Origin of the sequence: Phenylobacterium sp. LjRoot219 (genome assembly GCF_964252995.1) — a bacterium.
GTDB lineage: Bacteria > Pseudomonadota > Alphaproteobacteria > Caulobacterales > Caulobacteraceae > Phenylobacterium.
This window is the reverse complement of the sequence record NZ_CAXUQI020000001.1, coordinates 3569124-3591615: the sequence shown is the minus strand read 5'-3', so window position 1 is coordinate 3591615 and position 22492 is coordinate 3569124. Positions and strand designations below refer to the sequence as shown.

The 22492-nt window shown below is 70.9% G+C and carries 22 protein-coding genes; 8 read left to right on the top strand and 14 right to left on the bottom strand.

The genetic code is table 11. The annotated features are described in order from the left end of the window. The first annotated feature begins 7 nt into the window (after positions 1-7). On the top strand, positions 8-748 hold the full coding sequence (locus ACSQ14_RS17585) for a M48 family metallopeptidase (RefSeq protein WP_436015106.1): 741 nt from the start codon (positions 8-10) through the stop codon (positions 746-748). A 67-nt stretch (positions 749-815) separates the two neighbouring features. Here the strand turns inward: ACSQ14_RS17585 and ACSQ14_RS17580 are convergent, their stop codons facing one another. Next, positions 816-2801: a transglycosylase domain-containing protein gene (locus ACSQ14_RS17580; RefSeq protein ID WP_436015104.1), complete on the bottom strand. Its 1986-nt coding sequence runs from the start codon at positions 2799-2801 to the stop codon at positions 816-818. A 379-nt stretch (positions 2802-3180) separates the two neighbouring features. Between ACSQ14_RS17580 and ACSQ14_RS17575 the strand changes: the two genes are divergently transcribed. The 6 genes from ACSQ14_RS17575 to ACSQ14_RS17550 all read left to right on the top strand — a co-directional run bounded on the left by ACSQ14_RS17575 (position 3181) and on the right by ACSQ14_RS17550 (position 8832). Next, positions 3181-3735 carry a F0F1 ATP synthase subunit delta gene (locus ACSQ14_RS17575; protein WP_436015102.1) on the top strand — a complete coding sequence of 185 codons (555 nt, stop codon included), beginning with the start codon at positions 3181-3183 and terminating at the stop codon, positions 3733-3735. 4 nt (positions 3736-3739) lie between these two features. Further along, entirely contained in the window at positions 3740-5272 is a 1533-nt protein-coding gene (atpA, locus tag ACSQ14_RS17570; protein WP_436015100.1) for a F0F1 ATP synthase subunit alpha, read from the top strand. A 29-nt stretch (positions 5273-5301) separates the two neighbouring features. Beyond that, positions 5302-6174 (top strand): F0F1 ATP synthase subunit gamma, encoded by an 873-nt coding sequence (locus ACSQ14_RS17565; RefSeq protein ID WP_436015098.1) that lies wholly within the window; start codon positions 5302-5304, stop codon positions 6172-6174. Positions 6175-6192: 18 nt separating this feature from the next. Then, entirely contained in the window at positions 6193-7725 is a 1533-nt protein-coding gene (gene atpD, locus ACSQ14_RS17560; RefSeq protein ID WP_436015097.1) for a F0F1 ATP synthase subunit beta, read from the top strand. A gap of 6 nt (positions 7726-7731) precedes the next feature. Continuing rightward, complete coding sequence (locus ACSQ14_RS17555) at positions 7732-8007, top strand: ATP synthase F1 subunit epsilon (protein WP_436015095.1); 276 nt, start codon at positions 7732-7734, stop codon at positions 8005-8007. Positions 8008-8193: 186 nt separating this feature from the next. Continuing rightward, a complete protein-coding gene (locus ACSQ14_RS17550) occupies positions 8194-8832 on the top strand; it encodes a hypothetical protein (RefSeq protein ID WP_436015093.1) in 639 nt (212 codons plus the stop codon). A gap of 26 nt (positions 8833-8858) precedes the next feature. Here ACSQ14_RS17550 and ACSQ14_RS17545 read toward each other — a convergent pair whose 3' ends face one another. From ACSQ14_RS17545 to ACSQ14_RS17530, 4 genes are all read right to left on the bottom strand, one after another. Then, complete coding sequence (locus tag ACSQ14_RS17545; protein ID WP_436015091.1) at positions 8859-9620, bottom strand: alpha/beta hydrolase; 762 nt, start codon at positions 9618-9620, stop codon at positions 8859-8861. An 81-nt stretch (positions 9621-9701) separates the two neighbouring features. Beyond that, on the bottom strand, positions 9702-10190 hold the full coding sequence (locus ACSQ14_RS17540) for an RNA pyrophosphohydrolase (protein WP_436015089.1): 489 nt from the start codon (positions 10188-10190) through the stop codon (positions 9702-9704). After that, the gene (locus ACSQ14_RS17535) at positions 10187-11290 is read right to left on the bottom strand and encodes a divergent polysaccharide deacetylase family protein (protein WP_436015466.1); all 1104 of its coding nucleotides are present in this window, start codon (positions 11288-11290) and stop codon (positions 10187-10189) included. The genes ACSQ14_RS17540 and ACSQ14_RS17535 overlap by 4 nt, the downstream gene beginning before the upstream one ends. A gap of 98 nt (positions 11291-11388) precedes the next feature. Beyond that, entirely contained in the window at positions 11389-12246 is an 858-nt protein-coding gene (locus ACSQ14_RS17530) for a hypothetical protein (RefSeq protein WP_436015087.1), read from the bottom strand. Positions 12247-12501: 255 nt separating this feature from the next. On the opposite strand from ACSQ14_RS17530, the gene ACSQ14_RS17525 reads away from it, so the two are divergent. After that, positions 12502-12978, top strand: a complete 477-nt coding sequence (locus tag ACSQ14_RS17525) for a DUF417 family protein (protein WP_436015085.1) — start codon at positions 12502-12504, stop codon at positions 12976-12978. A 288-nt stretch (positions 12979-13266) separates the two neighbouring features. Here ACSQ14_RS17525 and ACSQ14_RS17520 read toward each other — a convergent pair whose 3' ends face one another. The 9 genes from ACSQ14_RS17520 to ACSQ14_RS17480 all read right to left on the bottom strand — a co-directional run bounded on the left by ACSQ14_RS17520 (position 13267) and on the right by ACSQ14_RS17480 (position 22403). Then, positions 13267-14661, bottom strand: a complete 1395-nt coding sequence (locus ACSQ14_RS17520) for a S41 family peptidase (protein ID WP_436015083.1) — start codon at positions 14659-14661, stop codon at positions 13267-13269. Between the two features lie 74 nt (positions 14662-14735). Next, entirely contained in the window at positions 14736-15662 is a 927-nt protein-coding gene (locus tag ACSQ14_RS17515; protein WP_436015081.1) for a murein hydrolase activator EnvC family protein, read from the bottom strand. An 8-nt stretch (positions 15663-15670) separates the two neighbouring features. Further along, the gene (rlmH, locus tag ACSQ14_RS17510) at positions 15671-16135 is read right to left on the bottom strand and encodes a 23S rRNA (pseudouridine(1915)-N(3))-methyltransferase RlmH (protein ID WP_436015079.1); all 465 of its coding nucleotides are present in this window, start codon (positions 16133-16135) and stop codon (positions 15671-15673) included. A 77-nt stretch (positions 16136-16212) separates the two neighbouring features. Then, the gene (rsfS, locus tag ACSQ14_RS17505) at positions 16213-16596 is read right to left on the bottom strand and encodes a ribosome silencing factor (RefSeq protein WP_436015464.1); all 384 of its coding nucleotides are present in this window, start codon (positions 16594-16596) and stop codon (positions 16213-16215) included. Between the two features lie 125 nt (positions 16597-16721). Further along, a complete protein-coding gene (locus tag ACSQ14_RS17500; RefSeq protein WP_436015077.1) occupies positions 16722-17396 on the bottom strand; it encodes a nicotinate-nucleotide adenylyltransferase in 675 nt (224 codons plus the stop codon). Continuing rightward, entirely contained in the window at positions 17393-18958 is a 1566-nt protein-coding gene (locus tag ACSQ14_RS17495) for an aldehyde dehydrogenase family protein (RefSeq protein ID WP_436015075.1), read from the bottom strand. Before ACSQ14_RS17495 ends, ACSQ14_RS17500 begins: the two co-directional genes overlap by 4 nt. 376 nt (positions 18959-19334) lie before the next feature. Continuing rightward, entirely contained in the window at positions 19335-20477 is a 1143-nt protein-coding gene (gene proB / locus ACSQ14_RS17490) for a glutamate 5-kinase (protein WP_436015073.1), read from the bottom strand. Further along, on the bottom strand, positions 20474-21523 hold the full coding sequence (gene obgE, locus ACSQ14_RS17485; RefSeq protein WP_436015071.1) for a GTPase ObgE: 1050 nt from the start codon (positions 21521-21523) through the stop codon (positions 20474-20476). Before obgE ends, proB begins: the two co-directional genes overlap by 4 nt. Before the next feature lie 346 nt (positions 21524-21869). After that, positions 21870-22403 carry a GNAT family N-acetyltransferase gene (locus ACSQ14_RS17480; protein ID WP_436015069.1) on the bottom strand — a complete coding sequence of 178 codons (534 nt, stop codon included), beginning with the start codon at positions 22401-22403 and terminating at the stop codon, positions 21870-21872. Between the last annotated feature and the right edge of the window lie 89 nt (positions 22404-22492).

The window sequence follows — 22492 nt, the reverse complement described above, 5'->3', positions numbered from 1 at the left end:
ACGGACGATGAGTCCGTTCGGTCGCGCCTTCGCCGACGGCGACCGGCTGAGCGTGGCCGGCGCCGTGGTCACCCTCAAGGTTCACCGCCGCGCCCGACGGGTTTCGCTGCGGCTCGACCGAGTGCGCGGCGAGATCGTCGCCACCGCGCCCTCCGCGCGCCGGCTGGGCGAGGCCGCCGCCTTCGCCCGCGAGCGCGCCAGCTGGATCGCCGAGCGCATCGCCGAGCTGCCCGAGGCGGCGCCGCTGCGGCCCGGGGTGACCCTGCTGGTGTTCGGCGAGACGGTGCGGCTGGAGGCCGGGACCGGCCGCGCCCGCTGGCTCGCCGCCACCGAACACTATCCCGCCCGCATCGCGGCGATGGGCGAGGGCGAGGGCTACGCCCGCGCCGTGACTCTGGTGTTGAAGAAGCGCGCGCTGGAGCTGCTGACCGAGCGCACCGCGCATTACGCCGCCCTGCTCGGCGCGCCGATGCCGAAGGTGGCGGTGGCCGACGCCAAGGGCCGCTGGGGCTCCTGCCGCCCGGGCCGTCCCGGCCACCCGGGCTCGATCCGCTATTCGTGGCGCCTCGCGCTGGCGCCGTTCGCCGTCGCCGACTACGTCGCCGCCCACGAGTGCGCCCACCTGCTGGAGCTGAACCACGGCCCGAAGTTCTGGGCGCATGTGAAGCGGCTGGTCGGCGACCACCAGCCGCACCGCGACTGGCTGCGCGCGGAAGGCGCCCGGCTGCACGCCTTCGGGCGGGGATAACCCCCAATCCGCTCATCCCCGCTTTCGCGGGGATGAGCGGGGCTTTGATTAGCCCCGCTCCGCGGCCTCAGAACGGCGGTAGGTTGGGATCCTGTGGGGCCGGTTCGAACACCGGTTCCGGCGGATGCGTCAGGGCGACTTCGCCGCTCAGCATGTCGCCGATCGGGTCTTCGCCAGGGACGATCTCGGGCATCGGCAGCTCGCTGCCGGGGATCGGCGCGGCCTGCACCCGGCGCAGGGCCGAGGTCATGAAGGTGTGCCAGATGCCGGCCGGCGCGCCGCCGCCGGTGACCTTCTTCATCGGCGTGTTGTCGTCGCGGCCGACCCAGACGGCGGTGACGAAGCCGCCGGTGTAGCCGACGAACCAGGCGTCGCGGTAGTCGCTGGTGGTGCCGGTCTTGCCGGCCTCGTCGAAGCCCGGCACCAGCGCCCGCGCCCCGGTGCCGGAGACCAGCACCTGGCGCATCATCTGGTTCATGTAGGCCAGCGCCGGCTGGGCGATCACCGCGCGCCGTTCGGGCTGGGCGACGCTGCGGTCGTACAGCACCTGGCCGCTGGCGGTGCGGATCCGCTCGATGCCGTAGGCCTTGGCGTAGTAGCCGCCGTTGGACAGCGGGGCGTAGGCCTGGGCCATCTCCAGCGGGCTGACCTCCACCGCGCCCAGCGCCATCGACGGGTCGAGCTGGATCGCCGAGGTGATCCCCAGCCGCCGTGCGGTCGAGGCGACGTTCGAGGTGCCGACCTCGCTCGCCAGCCGCGCGGCGACGGTGTTGACCGACTCCTTCAGCGCGGTCTCCAGGGTGATCGGCCCGAGGTACTTGCCGGTGTAGTTGCGCGGCTGCCAGGCGCCGATGGTCACCGGCTCGTCGATCACCGGGGTCTGCGGGGTGCGGCCGGCCTCCATGGCGGTCAGGTAGACGAACGGCTTGAAGGCCGAGCCGGCCTGACGCCTCGCCATCGTCGCGCGGTCGAACTGGGTCTGCAGATAGCTGGTCCCGCCGACGTAGGCGCGCACCCGGCCCTGTCCGTCGAGCGCCACCAGCGCGCCCTGCTGCACGCCCTGGCCCTTGCCGGCGGCGACGCCGTCCTGCAGCGACTGCTCGGCGTTGGCCTGCAGCGGCAGGTCCAGGGTGGTGTCGACCACCAGGTCCTCGGTCGGCTCGCCGACCAAAGCGCGGACCTGGTCGTCCACCCAGTCGACGAAATACTGCGCCCGCTGGTTGGCGAGCACCGGATTGACCGTCACCGGCGTGCGCAGCGCCTCGTCGCGCTGCTCCGGGGTGATCGCGCGGATGCGCACCATCTCGTCGAGCACGGTGGTCGCGCGCCGGCTCGAGCGGTCCGTGGCCGCGACCGGCGAATAGCGCGACGGCCCCTTCATCATCCCGGCGAGGATCGCCGACTCGCCGATCGTCAGCTGCGCGGCGGGCTTATTGAAATAGCGCTGCGCCGCCGCCTCGATGCCGTAGGCCCCGGCGCCGAAATAGACCCGGTTCAGGTAGAGCTCGAGGATCTGCTTCTTCGAGAAGCGCGCCTCCAGCCAGACCGCCAGGATCAGCTCCTGGGCCTTGCGCCGGTAGTTTTGCTTCGGCGTCAGGAACAGGTTGCGCGCCAGCTGCTGGGTGATCGTCGAGCCGCCGCGCAGCGGGCCGCCGTCGTGCGTCACGTTATAGAAGGTGCTGCGCGCGATGCCCCACGGGTTGAACCCGAAGTGCCAGTAGTACCAGCGGTCCTCGATGGCGATGAACGCCTTCGGCACGTAGCGCGGCAGCCGGTCCAGATCGACCGGCGGCGCGTACTGGCTGCCGCGCACGGCGATCGCCGCCTGCGAATGGTCGAGGTAGGTGATCGAGGGCTGGCGCTTGACGTCGTACAGCTTCGAGGTGTCCGGCAGGTCGACGGCGAACACCGCGAAGAAGGCGACCACGAAGATCAGCCCCCAGACGCCCAGCACCAGGCTCCAGTAGAGGATCGCCTGCAGGGGGGAGCGTCGCTGGCCGCGCGGCTCGCGCGGCTCGCGACCGCCCGATCCTGACGACTGCGCATTGGCCATGACTCGTCCTGTGATAGCCGCCCGTCCCGGCGGCTCCCTTAGCACCGCGCTCCTAGCCGCAACAACATGGACGAGCGGTGAATGCCCGGGGTGGGACGCTGCAGCGCACTCCCGGCCTCGCGCGCGAGCGCGCGTTCTGTCTCTTTGACGCTTTGAGGGCGGTTCGTCGGAAAGGCGCGCGAAACGGCCCCTGCGACGCCGCGCGCGGCGGGGTTTGGTTGCGACGCCGAAATCTGCGTGCTATCAGGCGCGCGGCTGTGGGACAGGGGCCTTTCGGGTCTTTGCGCCTACTCTGCTTTTCCAAGCGTTTCCAAGCAGTTAGGGCTGTAGCGGAAAATATCTTCGCTGCGGCCTCGATGCGCACCGGACGGACAAATAAGTGGCGGACGATTCCCAGACTTCGAATGTCGGCGCCAGGTATGCCCAGGCCCTCTTCGACCTCGCGAAAGACCAGAATGAAGTGGCTAAGGTCGAAGCCGACCTGAAGTCGCTGAAGGCGGCGATCGCCGACAGTCGCGACCTGCGCGTGCTTCTGGAGTCGCCGACGTTCGGCTCCGAGGCCAAAGGCAAGGGCCTGGCGGCGATCGCGGACAAGGCCCGCTTCGCCGCGACGACCAAGAAATTCCTCGGCCTGCTGGCCGCCAACGGCCGCGCCTCGGCGCTGTCGGCCGTGATCGCCGGCTTCGAGCGGCTCGCCGCCGACGCCCGCGGCGAGGTCCAGGCCCAGGTGACCACCGCCCTGCCGCTGAGCGCCGCCCAGGCCAAGGGCGTCGCCCAGGCCCTGCGCCAGGCGCTCGGCAAGGACCCTCAGATCGAAACCCGCGTCGATCCCGCCATCCTCGGCGGCATCAAGGTGCGGGTTGGCTCCCGACTGTTCGACGCTTCGCTTCGTTCGAAGCTCGATTCCCTGAAGTTCGCCCTGAAGAGAGCGTAAGAAGATGGACATCCGCGCCGCCGAAATTTCGGCCATCCTGAAATCCCAGATCGCCAATTTCGGCGAGGAAGCCGACGTCTCGGACGTCGGTTCGGTGCTGTCCGTCGGCGACGGCATCGCCCGCGTCTACGGTCTCGACAACGTCCAGGCCGGTGAAATGGTGGAGTTCCCCTCCGCCGGCGTGAAGGGCATGGCCCTGAACCTCGAGCGCGACAACGTCGGCGTCGTGATCTTCGGTGAAGACCGGGCGATCAGCGAAGGCGACGAAGTCCGCCGCCTGAGCGAAATCGTCGACGTGCCGGTCGGCAAGGGTCTGCTGGGCCGGGTGGTCAACCCGCTCGGCGAGCCGATCGACGGCAAGGGTCCGCTGACCAACGTGGCCGAGCGCCGCCGGGTCGACGTCAAGGCTCCGGGCATCATCCCGCGGAAGTCGGTGCACGAGCCGGTGCAGACCGGCCTGAAGGCGATCGACACCCTGATCCCGGTCGGCCGCGGCCAGCGCGAGCTGATCATCGGCGACCGTCAGACCGGCAAGACCGCGGTCGCGATCGACACCATCCTGAACCAGAAGTCGATCAACGCCGGCGATGACGAGAGCGCCAAGCTCTACTGCATCTACGTCGCCATCGGCCAAAAGCGTTCGACCGTCGCCCAGATCGTCAAGACGCTCGAAGAGCGCGGCGCCCTGGACTACACGATCATCGTCTCGGCGACCGCCTCCGAGCCGGCCCCGCTGCAGTTCCTCGCCCCGTTCGCGGGTTGTGCGATGGGCGAGTGGTTCCGCGACAACGGCATGCACGCCGTGATCATCTATGACGACCTTTCCAAGCAGGCCGTCGCCTACCGCCAGATGTCGCTGCTGCTGCGCCGTCCGCCGGGCCGCGAAGCCTACCCGGGCGACGTCTTCTACCTGCATAGCCGCCTGCTGGAACGCGCCGCGAAGCTGAACGCCGACAACGGCTCGGGCTCGCTGACCGCGCTGCCGATCATCGAAACCCAGGCCAACGACGTGTCGGCCTACATCCCGACCAACGTGATCTCGATCACCGATGGCCAGATCTTCCTCGAGACGGACCTGTTCTTCCAGGGCATCCGTCCGGCGGTGAACGTCGGCATCAGCGTCAGCCGCGTGGGCTCCTCGGCCCAGATCAAGGCGATGAAGGCCGCCGCCGGCCCGATCAAGGGCGAGCTCGCCCAGTACCGGGAAATGGCCGCCTTCGCGAAGTTCGGCTCCGACCTCGACGTCGCCACCCAGCGCATGCTGGCGCGCGGCGAGCGCCTGACCGAGCTGCTGAAGCAGCCGCAATACGCGCCGCTCGCGGTGGAAGAGCAGGTCGTGTCGGTCTACGCCGGCACCCGCGGCTACCTCGACAAGGTGCCGACCGCCGACGTCGGCCGCTTCGAGGCCGAGCTGCTGTCGCACATGCACGCTCAGCACCAGGGCATCCTGGACACCATCCGGACCAAGAAGGATCTGGGCCCGGTCGAAGATCAGCTGAAGTCGGTGCTCGCCGCCTTCGCCCAGAACTTCGCTTAAGCCTGGCGCCCAGGGAAAGATCTTAGGGGATGGCCAGCCTCAAGGAGATGCGCAATCGGATCGGAAGCGTGAAAGCCACGCAGAAGATCACGAAAGCGATGCAGATGGTGGCGGCGGCCAAGCTGCGCCGGGCGCAGGACGCGGCGCAAAACGCCCGTCCTTACGCCCAGCGCATGGCCGCGGTCATCGCCAACCTCGCATCGGGAGTGTCCGGCGACGGCGCGCCGCGACTGCTGGTGGGCACCGGTTCCGACCGGCGCCACCTGGTGGTGGTGGCGACCTCCGACCGCGGCCTCGCGGGCGGGTTCAACTCGTCGATCGTCCGCGCCGCGCGCGAGCGGATTCAGAGCCTGCTGAACGAGGGCAAGGACGTCCGCGTCCTGACCGTCGGCCGCAAGTCCCGCGATCAGCTGCGCCGGCTCTACGGCAATCTGTCGGTCGGCGAGTTCGAGGCGGGCGGCAATCCGTCGCTGGAGCGTGCGGAAGAGATCGCGGCGAAGATCCGCGAGCTGTTCGACGCCGGCGAGGTGGACGTGGTCACCCTGGTCTACAGCCGCTTCGCGTCGGTGATCAGCCAGGTGCCGACGACCAAGCAGCTGATCCCGGCCGAGGTGCAGGCGGGCGCCCCCGTGGTCGACCTGAAGGGCGCTTCGTATGAATACGAGCCGGACGAGGCCGGCATCCTGGAAGCTCTGCTGCCGCGGAACCTGACCACCCAGGTCTTCTCCGCGATGCTGGAGAACCAGGCGGGCTTCTTCGCCGCCCAGATGACGGCGATGGACAACGCCACGCGAAACGCCGGCGACATGATCGCCAGCCTCACCCTGCAGATGAACCGTGCACGCCAGGCGCAGATCACCAAGGAGCTGATCGAGATCATCTCCGGCGCCGAAGCGATCTAAAGACCGAAAGAGACCGTTATGTCCGAAGCCTCCGTCAAGAAGCCCGCTCGTCGCGCGCCGGCCAAGAAGTCTGCCGCTCCCGAAGCTCCGATCGCCCAAGGCGTGGCCACCGGCCGCCTGGTGCAGATCATCGGCGCCGTCGTGGACGTGGAGTTCGAAGGCCACCTGCCGGCGATCCAGAACGCGCTCGAGACCACCAACACCGACCAGCGGACCGGCCTGCCGTTCCGCCTGGTGCTGGAAGTCGCCCAGCACCTCGGCGAGAACACCGTCCGCGCCATCGCCATGGACACCACCGAAGGCCTGACCCGTGGTCAGCCGGTGGCCGACACCGGCAAGCCGATCACCGTTCCGGTCGGCCCGGCGACCCTCGGCCGCATCATGAACGTCATCGGCGAGCCGATCGACGAAGCCGGTCCGATCTCCTCGGCGTTCCAAAGCCCGATCCACCGCGAGGCCCCGTCCTTCGCTGAACAGTCCACGTCCTCGGAAGTGCTGGTCACCGGCATTAAGGTCATCGACCTGCTCTGCCCCTACACCAAGGGCGGCAAGGTCGGCCTGTTCGGCGGCGCCGGCGTCGGCAAGACCGTGACGATGCAGGAGCTGATCAACAACATCGCCAAGGCCTACGGCGGTTACTCCGTGCTGGCCGGCGTGGGCGAGCGGACCCGTGAAGGGAACGACCTCTACCACGAGATGATCGAGTCCAACGTGAACGTCGATCCGAAGGCGAACAACGGTTCGACCGAAGGCTCGAAGTGCACCCTGGTCTACGGCCAGATGAACGAGCCCCCGGGCGCCCGCGCCCGCGTCGCCCTGACCGGCCTGGCCCAAGCGGAATACTTCCGCGACCAGGAGGGCAAGGACGTGCTGCTCTTCATCGACAACATCTTCCGCTTCACTCAGGCCGGCTCGGAAGTGTCGGCGCTGCTGGGCCGCATCCCCTCGGCGGTGGGCTATCAGCCGACGCTGGCGACGGAGATGGGCAACCTGCAGGAGCGCATCACCTCGACCAACAAGGGTTCGATCACCTCGGTGCAGGCCATCTACGTGCCCGCCGACGACCTGACCGACCCGGCGCCGGCGACCTCGTTCGCCCACTTGGACGCGACGACCGTTCTGAGCCGCGACATCGCCGCCCAGGCCATCTTCCCGGCCGTGGACCCGTTGGACTCCACCTCGCGGATCATGGACCCGCTGGTGATCGGCGAAGAGCACTACAACGTCGCGCGCCGCGTGCAGGAGATCCTGCAGCAGTACAAGGCGCTGAAGGACATCATCGCCATCCTCGGGATGGACGAGCTGTCGGAAGAGGACAAGCTGGTGGTGGCCCGCGCCCGGAAGATCCAACGCTTCCTGTCGCAGCCGTTCCACGTGGCCGAACAGTTCACCAACACGCCCGGCGTGCTGGTCAGCCTCGAGGACACGATCCGCTCGTTCAAGGCGCTCTGCGACGGCGAGTACGACCACCTGCCGGAGCCGGCCTTCTACAACGTCGGCACCATCGAAGACGCGGTCCGCAAGGCCGAAAAGCTGGCTGCGGAAGCCTAATCGACAATGGCCGCGAACAAGCTCCACTTCTCCCTGGTCTCGCCGGAGCGTGAGCTCTTCGCGGGCGACGTTGACCAGGTGGACGCGCCCGGCGCCGAAGGCGACTTCGGCGTCCTGGCCGGCCACGCGCCGTTCATGACGACGCTCAAGGAAGGCCCGCTGCGGGTCTTCGCCGACGGCAAGGTGCGGACCTTCGAGATCCGCGGCGGCTTCGCCGACGTGACGCCGGAAGGCCTGACCGTGCTCGCCGAGCACGCCGTCGAGGCCCAGCCGGGCGCCTAAGACCCCAAGCGCCGCCCTGGGCGGCGCTGCAAGGTCCAGTCACATCAAGGGCCCCTGTCCGCACCGGACAGGGGCCCTTTTTGCGTATTGCGCGCCGCCCGCATCGTACGGCTTAGCTTGGGTGCTTGCCTCCGGGCCTATGGTCCCGTTTTATTGCCGCCTGTTGTTCGATTTGGGGAAGACTCCATGCGCACCGCGATCGCCAGTCTGACTTTCGGCGCCGGCCTGCTCCTTAGCGCCGGCCTCGCGAGCGCCGCCCAGGCCCAGGCAGAGGCCCAGCCGGCCCCGGCCCCGGCCCCGGCGGATGCGGCCGCGCCCGCCGCGGCGGAGCCGCCCCCCAGCCTGCCGACCAGCGGCGACGGCGCGCAGGTGCTGCAGGCGCTGGAGAAGGTCTGCGTCCCGGCCGTGCGCGGCCAGGGGCTCGACGCCGCGGCCAAGGCCGCCGGCCTAAAGCAGAACCGTCGCGAGGGCACCTGGACGATGCCGCTGACCAGCGGCCGCGGCTACGCGATCATCTTCCAGCCGCAGTACTCGCAAACCAACGTCTGCCAGGCCGAGGTCCGCTACGCGGTCGGCCAGGACAAGCCGATCGTCAGCGCGCTGAACGTCTGGGCCTTCATGCAGCAGCCGAAGCTGGTGCTGGGCGCCAACTACGTCAACGTCGACGCCGACGGGGTGAAGCGGATCCGCAAGTCCTGGGAGTCCGTCACGGGCGGCGCGACCCGCGCGGTGAACTTCTCGGTGCAGCGCAAGCCCGACGACACCCCGCTGAACCCGAACTTCGACACCGGCATGCTGTTCTACCAGGAACGCACGGGCGGCTGAGCCGGCCGGCTCCACCGGCCGCGGCCTCAGGCCGCGGCGCGGGCCTCTTGGCCGATGAAGTCGAGCGCGGCCTGGGCGACCTGCTCCCAGCCCGGCTCGCCGATCAGCCAGTGGCTCATCTTCGGGAAGCTGAGGAAGGCGCCGCCGATGCGCTCGGCGACCAGGCGGCCGGTCGTCGCCGGGTGCACCTGATCGGCCTCGCCGGAGATCACCAGGCTGGGGGCGGGCAGCGGGCCGGAGCCGACGCTGGTGGTCATGAACGGGTCGAGCCACCAGTTGAGCGTCTCGCGCAGCGCCTGAGCGCTCTCCGGCCGCAGCCGCGCCAGGATCGGCTGGGCTTCGGCCTGGGTCATCCGGTCGAGGGTGTAGCCGCGCATGACCTCGCGGCTCGGCTCGACGGCGCCGTTGGACATCAGGCTGGCCATCTGCGCGCCGAACGCGGTCATCGCCTCCTCGACGCTCCAGCCGGCCATGCCCCAGGGGGGCGAGGGGGCCAGCAGGACGACCGCCTTCGGCTGCACCCGCCGGACCGCCAGCTGCGTCACCAGCCCGCCCATCGAGTGGCCGATCAGGATCGGCGGCGCCGCCAGGTTGCGGCAGAACTCGGCGAGGTCGTCGGCGTAGTCGCGCATCGACAGGCCGATCACCGCCTTGCCCGGGGCCTTGGCTTCATGGCCCCGCAGGTCCGGCGTCAGCACCCGGTGGCCGGCGGCTTCGAACGGCGCGCGGAAGCGCTCGAACGACCAGCCGCCGACGAAGGCGCCATGCACCATGACAATGGGGTTCATGCCGACCTCCGGGCGCGAACTAACGCCTGGAGCGGCGCACGCCAGGACCCTAACAAGGAACCTCAGGCCGCGGTATGCGCGTCACGTCGCAGGCGAATGCGCCGCGAAGCTGGCGAAAGCCCGGGCGACCAGCTCGTAGGCCGCCCGTTTGAACGGCACGATCAGCGCCGGGGTCTCGTCCAGGTAGCCCCAGCGCCAGGCGTCGAACTCCGGATGGCCGTAGGCCTGGAGGTCGAACTCCGCCTCCTCGCCGTCGAAGCGGAAGGCGAACCACACCTGCTTCTGGCCGCGCCAGCCGCGATAGGCCTTGGGTCCGCCGTGGCCTTCTGGAAAATCGTAGGTGATCCAGCCGTCGGTGCGGCCGAGGTAGGTGGCGCTGCGCACACCGGTCTCCTCGGTCAGCTCGCGGCGGGCGGCGGTCTCGAGGTCCTCGCCGGCGTCGACCCCGCCCTGCGGGAACTGCCAGTTGTGCGGTCCCGGCGTGTTCGCGCGCCGGCCGAGCCAGACGCGCCCGTCGGGATGGAACAGCACCACGCCCACATTGGGCCGGTAGGCGGAAAGCTCGGTCATTTCGTGGTCGCGAGCGCCGAGGCGGGCGCCAACTGATAGCCTCTCCGCTCGACGCTCTGGGCCCAATGGGCGACCTTGTCCAGCGTCACCGGATAGGCGAAGCCGGCGCCCAGCGCCTGGCCGTGCTGCAGGGCGCTGGCCTCCAGCCGCAGCAGCTGGTCCTCGATCGCCGCCTGGGTCAGCTGGTCGTCGATCACCCGCTCGGCCGAGGCGCGCGGCGCGCCGCCGCCGCTCTGGCGGCTGGCCGAGCCGTCGTCGATGAAGCCAAGGCCGCGGCCGCGCACCGCGCCCATGAAGCTGCCGTAGGCCTCGCCGTCGGTGAGGAAGCGCGAGCCGAGATAGTTGGTCAGGGCGAAGTAGCCGCTCGCCCGCGACAGGATCCACTCGAGCTTCTTGGCGGTCTCCGGGCCCGGCGCGTCGGCCATCAGGGTGTAGGGCCCGGGGTCGTTGTCCGGATAGTCCAGCGGCTCCATCGGCGTCTCGAGCAGCACTTCGTGGCCGTTCGCCCGGGCCATGTCGATCCAGCCCTGCAGCCCCTCAGCGTAGGGCACGAAGGCCAGCGTCACTTCCGGCGGCAGGGTCAGGATGGCCGCCTGGGTGGCCCGGGCGTTGAGGCCCAGGCCGCCGATGATCATCGCCACCCGCGGCCGCCCGTTGGGCGTGAACGGCCGGGCATAAGCCTGATAGGGCGTGCGGCCGTCGCGGGCGATGATCGGCAGCGGGCCGCCCGGCCCGGGGGCGTAGAATCCGGCGATCGGGGCCTGGGGCAGGGCGCCGGCGGCGGGCGCGGCGGACGGCGCGGCGCGAACGCTGGCGGCCGCGGCCGCGGACGCATCCGCCGACAGCTGCAGCACGTCCTCGCTCAGCCAGGTCATGCTTCCCGGGCCCAGCGCCTTGCGCCAGTCGTCCGGCGCATGGGCGAACACCGCGGTCAATTTGACGCGCACCGGCTTGCCGGACGGTGGACCGAGCAGGGCGACCACGGCGGCGGCGCAGGCGACGAACAGGCCTGCGGCGGCGGCCGCGCCGACCTTGGGGGAGCTCAGCGCCGCCTTCAGGCCGTCCAGCCTCGGCGTCCACGCCCGCGACATCGCAATCATGGCCACGCTAAGCGCCTCCCCATCCGCGGAGGCTCGACCGATATGGTTAATCAAAACCTTCCAAGGCGTGAACAGGCCAGCAAAGCGCCGGTCCGTGGCTACGGCGCCGTCGTCGTGGGCGCGGCAGCGGGGGGCGGCGGGGCGTCCCGATCCAGGGTTGCCACCAGTTCCTCTAGCGCCCGCTGGGGCACCAGGATGGCGCCCGTCCGCGGCCGGTCGAGGTCGATGATGGTCATCAGCATGACCGCAAACAACGCGAACAGCGCGGTCGTCGCCTGTCGTTTCAGCCCTGGCTGGTCGCCCATCTCGTAGCCGAGCACCCAAGCCGCCACCAGCAGGTAAAGGACGAGCACCTCGATAACGCGGACCGGAATGTGCGAGCGTCCGGCGAGCTGGCGGCGGGTGCCGACGCTGAGCACTTCATTCATCGCCTCGCCAACGTAGGCGGCGAGGTCGGTCTCCCGCACCGGGTAGATCGCGGCGCGCGTCTGGTCCCAAAGCCGCTGCCGGAGCGCCAGGCTGTGCGCCAGCTGCGCCTCGTTCCGCTCGTCCCACTCGCCTCCGGGCACGATACGGGTGTGGGCGTACTCGCGGAGCGTCGCCTGAAGCTGAGATCGGTAGGGCTCGTCCAGCAGGCTTGCGCGAAGGTAGCTGGTGTTGATCGCGGTGGCTTCCTCCGCGACCCAGCTCCGCCGGGCGTCGAAGCGGGATTCCCCGATGGAGAAGGACAGGCCGATGATGAAGGCCAGAAGTCCGAAGATCGGCCCGACGATGTGCCCGTCGGCGTCACCCTTGCGGCTTTCCTCGGTCGCCGGCCGGCGCGCCTTCTGCCACCCGTAGAACAGCGACCCGGCTTCGCGGGCGACCATACAGGCGACGACCAGCAGCAGGCCCATCGTCCACAGCGGAAAGGTCCGGAGAATGGGACCGAGCACGCCGCCGTACTGGCCGGGCATGGAGAGGTCTCTCCCTCAGGATTTCACGCGCGCCAGCGCTTCATCGGCCGCCGCGGTCAAGGCGTAAGCGAAGCTAGAGCCGGACCCTGAGCGCGCCTATCAGGGCAAACCCGTAAGCGGATGGGTGGCTCAGCTGAGCGACGACACGCAAATCGCCGCGCGGTCGAGGGCGCGGCGGCTTGCCGGCGCGGGATTCGGCGTGGCAACCAAGGTCCTGCGGCGCAGCGCCCGGCCGCGCCTTGAAGGAGCCCGCCCGTGGCCAGATCCAGCCCCGCCGCCCTCGTCGGAGACCTCGGCCGCGGAGGCTTGTGGCTGTTCCTCGGGCTGATCTTCGTCGGCCTCGGCCTGCAGCTGCTGACGCCCTACCAGGCCCATGCGGTGCATCCGCTGGCGGGGTCCAGCCCGCTGCTGCGCTGGTGCTACAATCTCTGGGGCGCGCGCGGCGCCAGCGCGGTGTTCGGCCTGCTCGCCGTCCCGGTCGGCCTCGGCCTGCTCTCCGGCCTGTTCCGGCCGGCGGACTGGCCGGCGAAGGTGGGGGCCGCCGGCGCGGTGCTGACCTTCGCGGTGACCGCCAGCTTCCTGTTCACCGCGCCCGGGGTGATCGCCGGCCACACCCTGCTGCACGCGCCGCTGCTGTCGCTGTCGGTCGGCCAGCTGTTCGTGCGCGACGTCGCCCTGCTGGCGGCCAGCCTGCTGCTGCTCGCCGAAAGCCTCGGCGGCGGCCGGCGGTAGTCCTCCTCCGCTTCGCCTTCCCCCTCCCCCTCTGCGAGGGGGAGGGGGACCGCCCGCCGCAGAGCGGGTGGTGGAGGGGGCAAGCCACGAGCGCGGCGCGGCCGCGGCCTTCTGACCGTCAGCTTTCGATGCGGCGAAGTCCCGCGGCGGCTCGCCCCCTCCACCACGCGCTCTTCGCTTTGCTCGGCGCGTGGTCCCCCTCCCCCGCTGCGCAGGGGAGGAAAGACGGGAAAGAAAAAGGCGGCTGATTGCTCAGCCGCCTTTCTGCGTTTGCTGCGGCCGCGCCGACTACTTCTCGGTCGCTGGCGGCTTGACCGAGGCGACCTTGGCCTTCGAGCCGGCGAGGATCTCGGCCATCTTGGCGGTCGGCGTCGCCAGCTTCGGCGTCGCCGCGACCGAGCCGTAGCGCAGCACGTCGGCGGCGCGGGTCAGCTGGAAGTCCTTCTTCACGTCGAAGCCTTCCGGCGGCTCCTCGGCCGGGGCGTGGGCGCCGGCGCGGACCTTGCCCTCGTCGGCGTTCAGCGCGTTGCGGAACGAGGCCTCGGAGAACTGGAAGGCCTTGTTGGCGATGCTCTGCGCCTCGTCGCGGGTCGAGGCGACCTCCAGGTCCGGGGTGATGCCGGTCTTCTGGATCGAGCGCCCGGACGGGGTGTAGTAGCGCGCCGTGGTCAGCTTCAGCGCGCCGTCCATGCCGCCGCGCAGCGGGATCACCGTCTGCACCGAGCCCTTGCCGAAGCTGGTCAGGCCGACCAACTGGGCGCGCTTGCGGTCCTGCAAGGCGCCGGCGACGATCTCGGCGGCCGAGGCCGTGCCCGAGTTCACCAGCACCACGATCGGCAGGCCGTTGGTGATGTCGCCCGGGCGGGCGTTGTAGCGCTCGATGTCGCGCGCATCGCGGCCGCGCTGGCTGACGATCTCGCCGCCTTCCAGGAACAGGTCGGAGACGCCGACCGCCTGGTCGAGCAGGCCGCCCGGATTGTTCCGCAGGTCGAGGATCAGCCCCTTCATCTGCGGGTTCTTCGCCCGCAGCGCGGCGAACGCCGCCTCGGCCTCGTCGGTGGTCTTTTCGTTGAAGGCGCCGACGCGCAGCACGCCGTAGTCGCCGTCCATCTTGGCGGTCGCGGACTTTGGCTTGATCACCTGGCGCACCAGCTTGACGTCGAACGGGTCCGACTTCTCGCGGGCGATGGTCAGGGTCACCGCCTCGCCGGGCTTGCCGCGCATCTGCTTGACCGCGTCGTTGACCGACAGGCCGAGCACGCTCTCGCCGTTCACCGCGGTGATGTAGTCGCCGGCCTTCAGCCCGGCCTGGGCGGCGGGGGTGCCGTCCATCGGCGAGATCACCTTGACCACGCCGTCCTCGCTGGTGACCTCGATGCCGAGGCCGCCGTACTCGCCGCGCGTCTGGTCGCGCATCTCCGAGAAGCTTTCGGCGTCGAGATAGCCGGAGTGCGGATCGAGCGAGGTCAGCATTCCGTCGATCGCCGCCTGGATCAGCTTGGTGTCGTCCGGCTCGGTGACGTACTGCCGCTCGACGGTGTCGAGCACGTCGCCGAACAGGCCGAGCATGCGGTAGGTTTTCGCGCGCGGCTCGGCCGAGGCCATGGCCTGCTGGCTGACATAGGCCATGGAGCCCGCGCCGAGCACGAACGCCGAAATGCCGATCAACAGGTACTTCTTCATCGCCCGAAGGCTCCTTCTGCGGCCGGAGCGACCGCGTAGACTCTAAGCTCTACGGAACCGCGTCGTTCCGCCGGCTACTGTGTCATCCAGCGCCCCGGGTTCACCGGAGCGTCCCGTTCTCGAATCTCCAGATAGAGTTCCGAGGACGATTGTCGAGCATCGGGCATCCAACCAACTGGCTGCCCCGGCGCGACGGATTGTCCAACGGCGACCGTCGCTTGGGCCAGACCAGCCAGCACCAGATGGTATCCACCGGTCAATCGGAAGATCAAGATGACGCCCCAGCCCTTCACCGGGCCGACGTACTGCACGACGCCCGCAGCCGGGCTGCTCACCCGCGCGCCACGCACCGTGGCGTAGCTCAAGCCGCTGGAGCGGCCGCCGCCGGGGGCGGGGTCGCCGAAGCGCCGCACCAGCTCGCCGGTGACCGGCGTCGCCAGCCGCTCCGGCGCGCTCAGCGGGCCCGAAGGGCGGCCGCCCGCGTCCAGCGCCGCGCTCGTCTCTTCCGGCGCCGGCGCGGCCTCGGCGCGGCGGCTCTCGAGGGTGAACAGGGCCTCGTTGGCGACCGCCGCCAGCCGCCGCTGGCGCATCATCTCGCCGGCCTCGCGGGCGTAGGCCCGGGCGCGGGTCTGCAGCTCCGGCGTCAGCGCCTTGACCAGGATCGCGGCGCGCGCCGCGTCGCGGGCGTCCTGCGGCGAGACCAGCAGCGCCGGCGGCGGGTCGCGCCGCAGCTGCTCAACCACCGACAGCAGCTGGGCCAGCTGGCTCATGTTGCGCGCCTGCTCGGCGGTCAGCTCGGTCTCGCGCATGTTCAGCCGGGTGAGCTGGCCGGCGCCCTGGGCGAGCGCGGCGACGGAGACGGCGGCGAGTGTGATGCCTACGATGACCGCCGCTCCTCCCCTGCGAAGCGGGGGAGGGGGACCGTCCGCCGCAGAGCGGACGGTGGAGGGGGCGAGCCGCGCGCGCAGTGCCCGCCACAGCACCCGCAAAATGTCGGGCACGCGGCGCATCAGTCGCGATGATACGGCGAGCCGGCGAGGATGGAGACGGCGCGGTAGACCTGTTCGGCGAGCATCGCCCGGGCCAGGGCGTGCGGCCAGGTCTGCGGGCCGAAGGCGAGCTTGCCCTGGGCGGCGGCGATCAGCGCCGGATCGAGCCCGTCGGCCCCGCCGATCACGAAGGCCAGCTTGCGCACGCCGCGGTCGCGCAGGGTCGCGAGCTCGGCGGCGAAGGCGCGCGACGGCCGCGCCGCCCCGTGCTCGTCGCAGACGATTACGTGGCAGCCTTCCAGGTGCGGGCGCAGGACGTCGGCTTCGGCCGCCTTGCCGGGCTTCTTCGCCTCGACCTCGACGACCTCGACCGGGCCGAGGGACAGGGCCCGCCCGGCGTTGGTCGCACGCTCGACGTAGAGCTTGACGAGTTCGGTCTCGGGCGAGCGCGCGAGCCGGCCCACCGTCACGATGGTGATGCGCAAGGGCCGGCTGCCTCAGAGCTGGTCCCGATCAGGTTGGCGCCTGATCGGAGGAGAATGCTCGAATCCGCTCGAGGAAATCAGCTCGCGGTGCGGTGCGCGGAGTCGACCGACCAGATCTTCTCGATGTTGTAGAAGGCCCGGACTTCGGGGCGGAACAGGTGGACGATGACGTCCCCGGTGTCGATCAGCACCCAGTCGCAGGACGGCAGCCCCTCGACCCGGCAGCGGCCGTAACCGGCCTCTTTCAGCGCCCGCAGCAGGTGATCGGCGATGGCGCCGACGTGCCGGTGCGACCGGCCGGAAGCAACCACCAGGCCATCGGCCATGGCGCTCTTGCCTTTGAGATCGATGAAGATGACGTCCTGGGCCTTGTCGTCGTCGAGCTTGGCCAGGATCAGGCTTTCCAGAGCGTCTATGCGGCCCTGGTCCTCTAGCGAAGGTTCGGCTTCCCGCGAAGGAATGTGGGCCGGACCTTCATGCGCACGTGGCGCGGCGTCTTGTTGCAGCGGGGTAGCTCCTTTGATGTCCTCGCTTTTAGAACCGTAGCATGTGGGAGGGCTGCGGTCAGCCCGCCATCACAAAGGGTTCAAAAGGCCGCGGGCCGGGCAAGTGCCCGAAGATCGGTCGACGACTCGTGGTTCAGCGGCGCGGTGAGGAACACCCAGGCCGGCGGCGCGGCCCCGAGCAGGCCGGCGGCGTCGGCGGCCGGGCGGCGGAAACGGGCGAAGCGGCGCGCGGCCGGCGAGAACCGGCTCGGCAGCGAGACCCCCGGCCGGGCGATCACCGCGACCGGGATCTCGCGCAGGATCTCGGCCCAGCCGCGCCAGCGGTGGAAGCCGGCGAGGCCGTCGGCGCCCATGATCCAGACGAACTTCACGCCCGGATGGCGGGCCTTCAGCGCCCGGACGGTGTCGATCGTGTACTGCACGCCAAGCCGGGTTTCGGCGTCGGAGACCTTCATCGACGGCCCGCGGGCGACCCGCCGGGCGCCGTCCAGGCGGGCGGCGAGGCTGGCGGTGTCGGCGGCGGACTTCAGCGGATTCTGCGGCGAGACCAGCCAGATCACCCGGTCGAGCTTCAACCGGGTGCGGGCGGTCTCGGCGACGTGCGCATGGCCGTCGTGGGCGGGATTGAACGAGCCGCCGAACAGCCCGACCCGCTGGCCGCGGCTCAGCGCAAAGCCGAGCCGCAGGGCGCCGGGCCGACCGCCCGGACCGCGCCGCGGGGCGCGGCCGGCGGCGCCGAGCGGCCTCTGGCTCAACCGTCGCGGCCCGGGGTCGGCGCGCCGGCGCGGTCGAGGTGCGGATCGGTCTGGCGCACCCGGGCGCGCACGGTGAACACCCCGTCGCCGGCCAGCACGCCGCCGCGGGCGAACAGCCGGCCGTGCTCCCAGTTGGAGAGGCCGAGCTCCGGCCGGTTCAGCGCGTACTGGCCGTCGACCCAGCGGGTGAAGCCGTCGCCTACGAACGGCGCGTCGACGGCCTCGTAGAACCGCGCCTGGGCGCCTGCGTCCTCGGCGATCAGGCTGACGTCGAACCGGGGGCTGTAGCGGTTGAACAGGGCGGCGGCCTCGGCGGCGTCGGCGACGATCTTCAACGAGGCCTCCGGGGTCTCCTCCCACTCCCACTCGTGGCCGAGCTGGTCGTCGGCCAGCGGCTCGACCCGCGGCTCCTCGCGCGGGCCCTCGGCGCGGACCACCTCGCCGCGGGCGGCGCGCACCGCGGCCGGCAGGCGGGAAAGGTCGGCCTCGGCGACGTGCAGCTTCCAGCCGCGGCGGCGCTCGCCGGCCTTGGCCAGCGCGTCGAGGAACACCGGGATCAGCGCCTCGGCGCGGCTGGCGACGATGCAGCAGGTGTTCAGCGTGTTGCAGACCTTGCGGTCGAGCGAGTGGTAGACGGCGGCGAAGAAGCGGTCGGCGTCGGCGCTCTCGTCGGCGACCATCCAGGCCCCGCCGGTGCCGTGCAGGCTGACCGGGATGCCGGCCTGGCGGGCGATGGCGCCGAGTTGGGCGACCGCCGGGCCGGAGCCGCGCGCCACCGCCAGCGCCAGGCGGGCGTCGGCGAACATCGCCCAGCCGGCGGCGTGGGCGGCGGAGTCCACCAGCGCCGCGGCGCCCGCCGGCAGGCCGGCCGTCGCGATCGCTGGGTCGAGCGCCTCGCGGACGATGGCGCGGGCGGTGCCCAGCGCGTCGGAGCCGATGCGGAAGACCACGGTGTTGCCGGCGCGCAGCACGCCGGTGGCGTCGGCGAAAACGTTCGGCCGGCCCTCGAAGATAAAGCCGGTCACGCCCAAGGGCGCGGTCACCTGCTCGACGCTCCAACCGGGGTGCTCGACCCGCTCGACCAGCCGGCCGCGCGAGGGCGGGGCGTCGCGCCAGGCGCGCAGCCCGGCGATCATGTCGCGGCGCATGGCGTCGGAGGCGATCAGCCGGGTGGTCGAGCGGCCGCGGGCCTTGGCCTTCTCGACGTCGGCGGCGTTGGCCTGGGCGATCGCGCCCCAGCGGGCGTCGTCCTCGAGGTTGGCGGCGAAGGCTTCGAAGAAGGCGGTGATGGCCGCGTCCGAGACCTGGCCCATCCGGGCGAAGGCCTCCCGCGCCCGGCCGACCGCGCGCTCGGCGATCGCCTGCTCGGCGGCGGGCACGTGCAGCAGGGCGCCGCTGTCGGGGGCCACCAGCAGCCGGTCGCCGGCCTTGAACGCCGCCGCCAGCTCAGGGCCGACATAGGCCACCCGGTCGCCGCCGTAGACGATCGGCTGGCCCGGCTGCAGCGCCTCGAGCCTGCCCGTCGCCGGCCCCGTCGTCTGCGATGTCGCGCCCTTGGTCACGTCGGAAAATCCCTCAAGTTCGCCGCCTACCTAGGCTTTCTCAGCGATGGCGGAAAGAGCGCGACGCTTGCACCCGCTCATCCCGGCGAGAAGGCCGGGATCCAGATGACGCGCGCCAAGGGCTGCTCATGAGGGGAGCCCAATCAGGTCATCCATCCGTTGCGGCCGAATCTGGGTCCCGGCCTTCGCCGGGATGAGCGGTGGGAGTAGCGACGCCTTCCTCCCTGTCATCCCGGAAAGCGCGGAGCGCTTGTCCGGGACCCCAGAACACGGCGGCTGCGAGTGGCCGCGGCCCTGCCGATGATCTTTCACGTCCGCCGTGTGCTTGGGTCCCGGACTTTCGCTGCGCGAAAACCGGGATGACACGGGGGAGGGGTTACGCCGCAGCGTGGGCGGCGAGCGCCAGGTCGTCGACGTGGATCAGCGGGCCTTCGGTGTAGCCGAGCACGGCTTCGATGGCGTCGGTCTTCAGGCCGCAGATGCGGGCGGCGTCGGCGGCGTCGTAGCGGACGATGCCGCGGCCGATCTCGTGGCCGGCCTCGTCGCGCACCAGCACCGCGTCGCCCTTGTCGAACTCGCCGGCGACGCCGGTCATGCCGGCGGCCAGCAGGCTCTTGCCGCGCCGCAGCGCCGCGGCGGCGCCGGCGTCGACCGTCAGCGTGCCGGCGGGCGCCAGGCTGCCGGCGATCCAGGCCTTGTAGGCCGCCGCCGGCGTCGTCGAGGGCTCGATCACCGTGGCGCGCGCGCCGTCCTCCACCGCCCACAGCGGCGAGGGGCGCTGGCCCAGCGTGATCACCGTGGCGCAGCCGGCCGCCGAGGCGATCCGGGCGGCGGCGATCTTGGTTGTCATGCCGCCGGTGCCGACGCCGGCCGCGGCGTTCGCCCCGCCGGCCATCGCCTCGATCTCCGCCGTCAGCCGGCTGATCCGCGGCAGGTGCTCGGCGTCCGGGTTGGAGCGCGGGTCGGCGGTGTAGAGGCCGTCGACGTCGGACAGCAGCACCAGCACGTCGGCGCCGATCATCTGCGCCACCCGCGCCGCCAGCCGGTCGTTGTCGCCGTAGCGGATCTCCTCGGTCACCACCGTGTCGTTCTCGTTGACGATCGGGATGACGCCGAGCTGCAGCAGGGTCTCGACGGTGGCCCGGGCGTTCAGCCAGCGGCGGCGCACCTCGGTGTCGTCGCGGGTCAGCAGGATCTGCGCCGCGGCCATGCCGTGCGGCTCCAGAGCCTCTTCCCAGGCGCGCATCAGCGCCGACTGGCCGGCGGCGGCGGCGGCCTGCTTCTCCGGCAGGGTCAGGGCGCGCTTCTTCGGCAGCGCCAGCCGGCGGCGGCCCAGGCCCACCGCGCCCGAGGAGACCACCAGCACCTGCTGGCCGCGCGCGCGCACCCGCGCGAGGTCGGCGGCGAAGGCTCCCAGCCAGTGCCGGTCCGGGCCGTCGGCGCCGACCACCAGCGCCGAGCCGACCTTGACGACCAGGCGCCGCGCGGCGCCCAGGTTCGCGCCCCCCGTGCTGCTCACGGTCGCCACTCTCCGGGTTGCTCCCCACCGCCCACCGCCTGCGCCGCCAGCGCCCGGCGCTCGCGCACCAGGGCCCAGGCGTCGCGCAGCAGCTCGGTCACGCCCATGCCGGCGACGCCGGAGACCCGGCGGGGCTGCACGCCGGCGGCGGCGGCCAGTTCGGCGGCCTTCTCGTCCAGCGTCTCGGGATCCAGCGCGTCGATCTTGTTCAGCGCCAGGATCTCGACCTTGTCGGCCAGCTCCTCGCCATAGGCTTCGAGCTCATGGCGCACGGTGCGCCAGGCCTCGGCGACGTCCTCCTGGGTCGCGTCGACCAGGTGGATCAGCACCGCGGTGCGCTCGACGTGGCCGAGGAAGCGGGTGCCCAGGCCCGCACCCTCGCTGGCCCCTTCGATCAGCCCGGGGATGTCGGCCAGCACGAAGCGCTCGTTGGTCGACAGGTCGACCACGCCAAGGTTGGGCGTCAGGGTCGTGAACGGATAGTCGGCGATCTTCGGCTTGGCGGCGCTGGCGGCGGCCAGGAAGGTCGACTTGCCGGCGTTCGGCAGGCCGACCAGACCGACGTCGGCGATCAGCTTGAGGCGCAGCCAGATCCAGCGCTCCTCGCCCTCCTGGCCGGGGTTGGCGTGGCGCGGGGCCTGGTTGATCGGGCCCTTGAAGTAGTTGTTGCCGAAGCCGCCGTTGCCGCCCTTCAGCAGGCGGATGCGCATGTCCGGCTTGTCGAGGTCGAGCAGCACCGTCTCGCGGTCCTCGTCGAGCACCTGGGTGCCGACCGGCACCTTCAGCACCACATCCTCGCCCTTGGCGCCGTGCAGGTTGCGGCCCATGCCGTGGCCGCCGGTCTGGGCCTTGAAGTGCTGCTGGTAGCGGTAGTCGATCAGGGTGTTGAGCCCCTCGACGCTCTCGATCCAGACGTCGCCGCCGCGGCCGCCGTCGCCGCCGTCAGGGCCGCCGTACTCGATGAACTTCTCGCGGCGGAACGACACTGCGCCCCCGCCGCCGTTGCCGCTGCGCAGATAGATCTTGCACTGGTCGAGGAACTTCATTGGCGAGGCGCTTAGCACAAAAGCTGAAGTGAGCCCCTATCGTCTCGCGAGAGGGGCGGCGGTTAGACGGTCAAACGAACCACAGGCGCGGTTCGGGAACCACGAAAGACACGAAAGACACGAAAGCGCCTGAGCCGAGAGCAGGCCGTCGGCGAGGGCGTGGGCGAGGTTCGACCGGCCGTCGGCCGGTCAGTGCTTCCGGGCCTCGCCGGCAAGGCCTTTCGTGTCTTTCGTGTCTTTCGTGGTTCCTAATTACGAGGGGGCTTCCACGGGCGCGGAGGATTGCGCGCCTCCGCAATGTGGGCGGAAGCCCCCTCCCTCTCCGCGAGGAGAGGATCTCGAAGCGTCAGGCGAGCCAGACCATCAGCCGCGTGCGCACCGGCCCCTGCCGGGCCTGGCTCCAGGTCTGCTCGACGTCGCCGGTGTAAAGGAAGCCAGCCTTGCACAGCACCTGGCCCGAGGCCGGGTTGTCGGCGAAGTGGCCGGCGACCACCAGCTTGCGCCGCCAGTCGCGCCGGGCCCAGTCCAGCACCGCGCGGCAGGCCTCGGTGGCGTAGCCGCGGTTCCAAAACGGCCGACCCAGCCAGAAGCCCAGCTCCGGCCGTCCGTTGGCCCGCGGCTTGAAGCCGATCGCGCCGACCAGGCCGAAGTTGCGGTGCTCGATCATGAACCCCGGCTCGCGGTCCCAGTCGCGGCTCGGCGCGCCGGCGACGAAGCGCTCGGCTTCGGCCTGGGTGTAGGGATGCGGCATCGAGCTCAGCATCGCGGAGACGCCGGCGTCGTTGGCCAGCTCGGTCAGGCGCTCGGCGTCCGCGTGCACCGGGCCGCGCAGCAGCAGCCGTTCCGTCGCCAGCGTGGGCGTCACATCGATCGCGCACATCATGCCTATCTCCCGGACCCTGCGGTGCAAGGCCCAAAAACAAAACGGGGAGCCCGGCGTTCCGGACTCCCCGCTTGAAGTCTTTGTCC

Bases quoted from the DNA above. Each gene is read 5' to 3' on its own strand.
- ACSQ14_RS17585 (WP_436015106.1), top strand. From the start codon at position 8: ATGAGTCCGTTCGGTCGCGCCTTCGCCGACGGCGACCGGCTGAGCGTG.
- ACSQ14_RS17580 (WP_436015104.1), bottom strand. From the start codon at position 2,801: ATGGCCAATGCGCAGTCGTCAGGATCGGGCGGTCGCGAGCCGCGCGAG.
- atpA (WP_436015100.1), top strand. From the start codon at position 3,740: ATGGACATCCGCGCCGCCGAAATTTCGGCCATCCTGAAATCCCAGATC.
- ACSQ14_RS17565 (WP_436015098.1), top strand. From the start codon at position 5,302: ATGGCCAGCCTCAAGGAGATGCGCAATCGGATCGGAAGCGTGAAAGCC.
- atpD (WP_436015097.1), top strand. From the start codon at position 6,193: ATGTCCGAAGCCTCCGTCAAGAAGCCCGCTCGTCGCGCGCCGGCCAAG.
- ACSQ14_RS17555 (WP_436015095.1), top strand. From the start codon at position 7,732: ATGGCCGCGAACAAGCTCCACTTCTCCCTGGTCTCGCCGGAGCGTGAG.
- ACSQ14_RS17550 (WP_436015093.1), top strand. From the start codon at position 8,194: ATGCGCACCGCGATCGCCAGTCTGACTTTCGGCGCCGGCCTGCTCCTT.
- ACSQ14_RS17545 (WP_436015091.1), bottom strand. From the start codon at position 9,620: ATGAACCCCATTGTCATGGTGCATGGCGCCTTCGTCGGCGGCTGGTCG.
- ACSQ14_RS17540 (WP_436015089.1), bottom strand. From the start codon at position 10,190: ATGACCGAGCTTTCCGCCTACCGGCCCAATGTGGGCGTGGTGCTGTTC.
- ACSQ14_RS17535 (WP_436015466.1), bottom strand. From the start codon at position 11,290: ATGATTGCGATGTCGCGGGCGTGGACGCCGAGGCTGGACGGCCTGAAG.
- ACSQ14_RS17530 (WP_436015087.1), bottom strand. From the start codon at position 12,246: ATGCCCGGCCAGTACGGCGGCGTGCTCGGTCCCATTCTCCGGACCTTT.
- ACSQ14_RS17520 (WP_436015083.1), bottom strand. From the start codon at position 14,661: ATGAAGAAGTACCTGTTGATCGGCATTTCGGCGTTCGTGCTCGGCGCG.
- obgE (WP_436015071.1), bottom strand. From the start codon at position 21,523: ATGAAGTTCCTCGACCAGTGCAAGATCTATCTGCGCAGCGGCAACGGC.
- ACSQ14_RS17480 (WP_436015069.1), bottom strand. From the start codon at position 22,403: ATGTGCGCGATCGATGTGACGCCCACGCTGGCGACGGAACGGCTGCTG.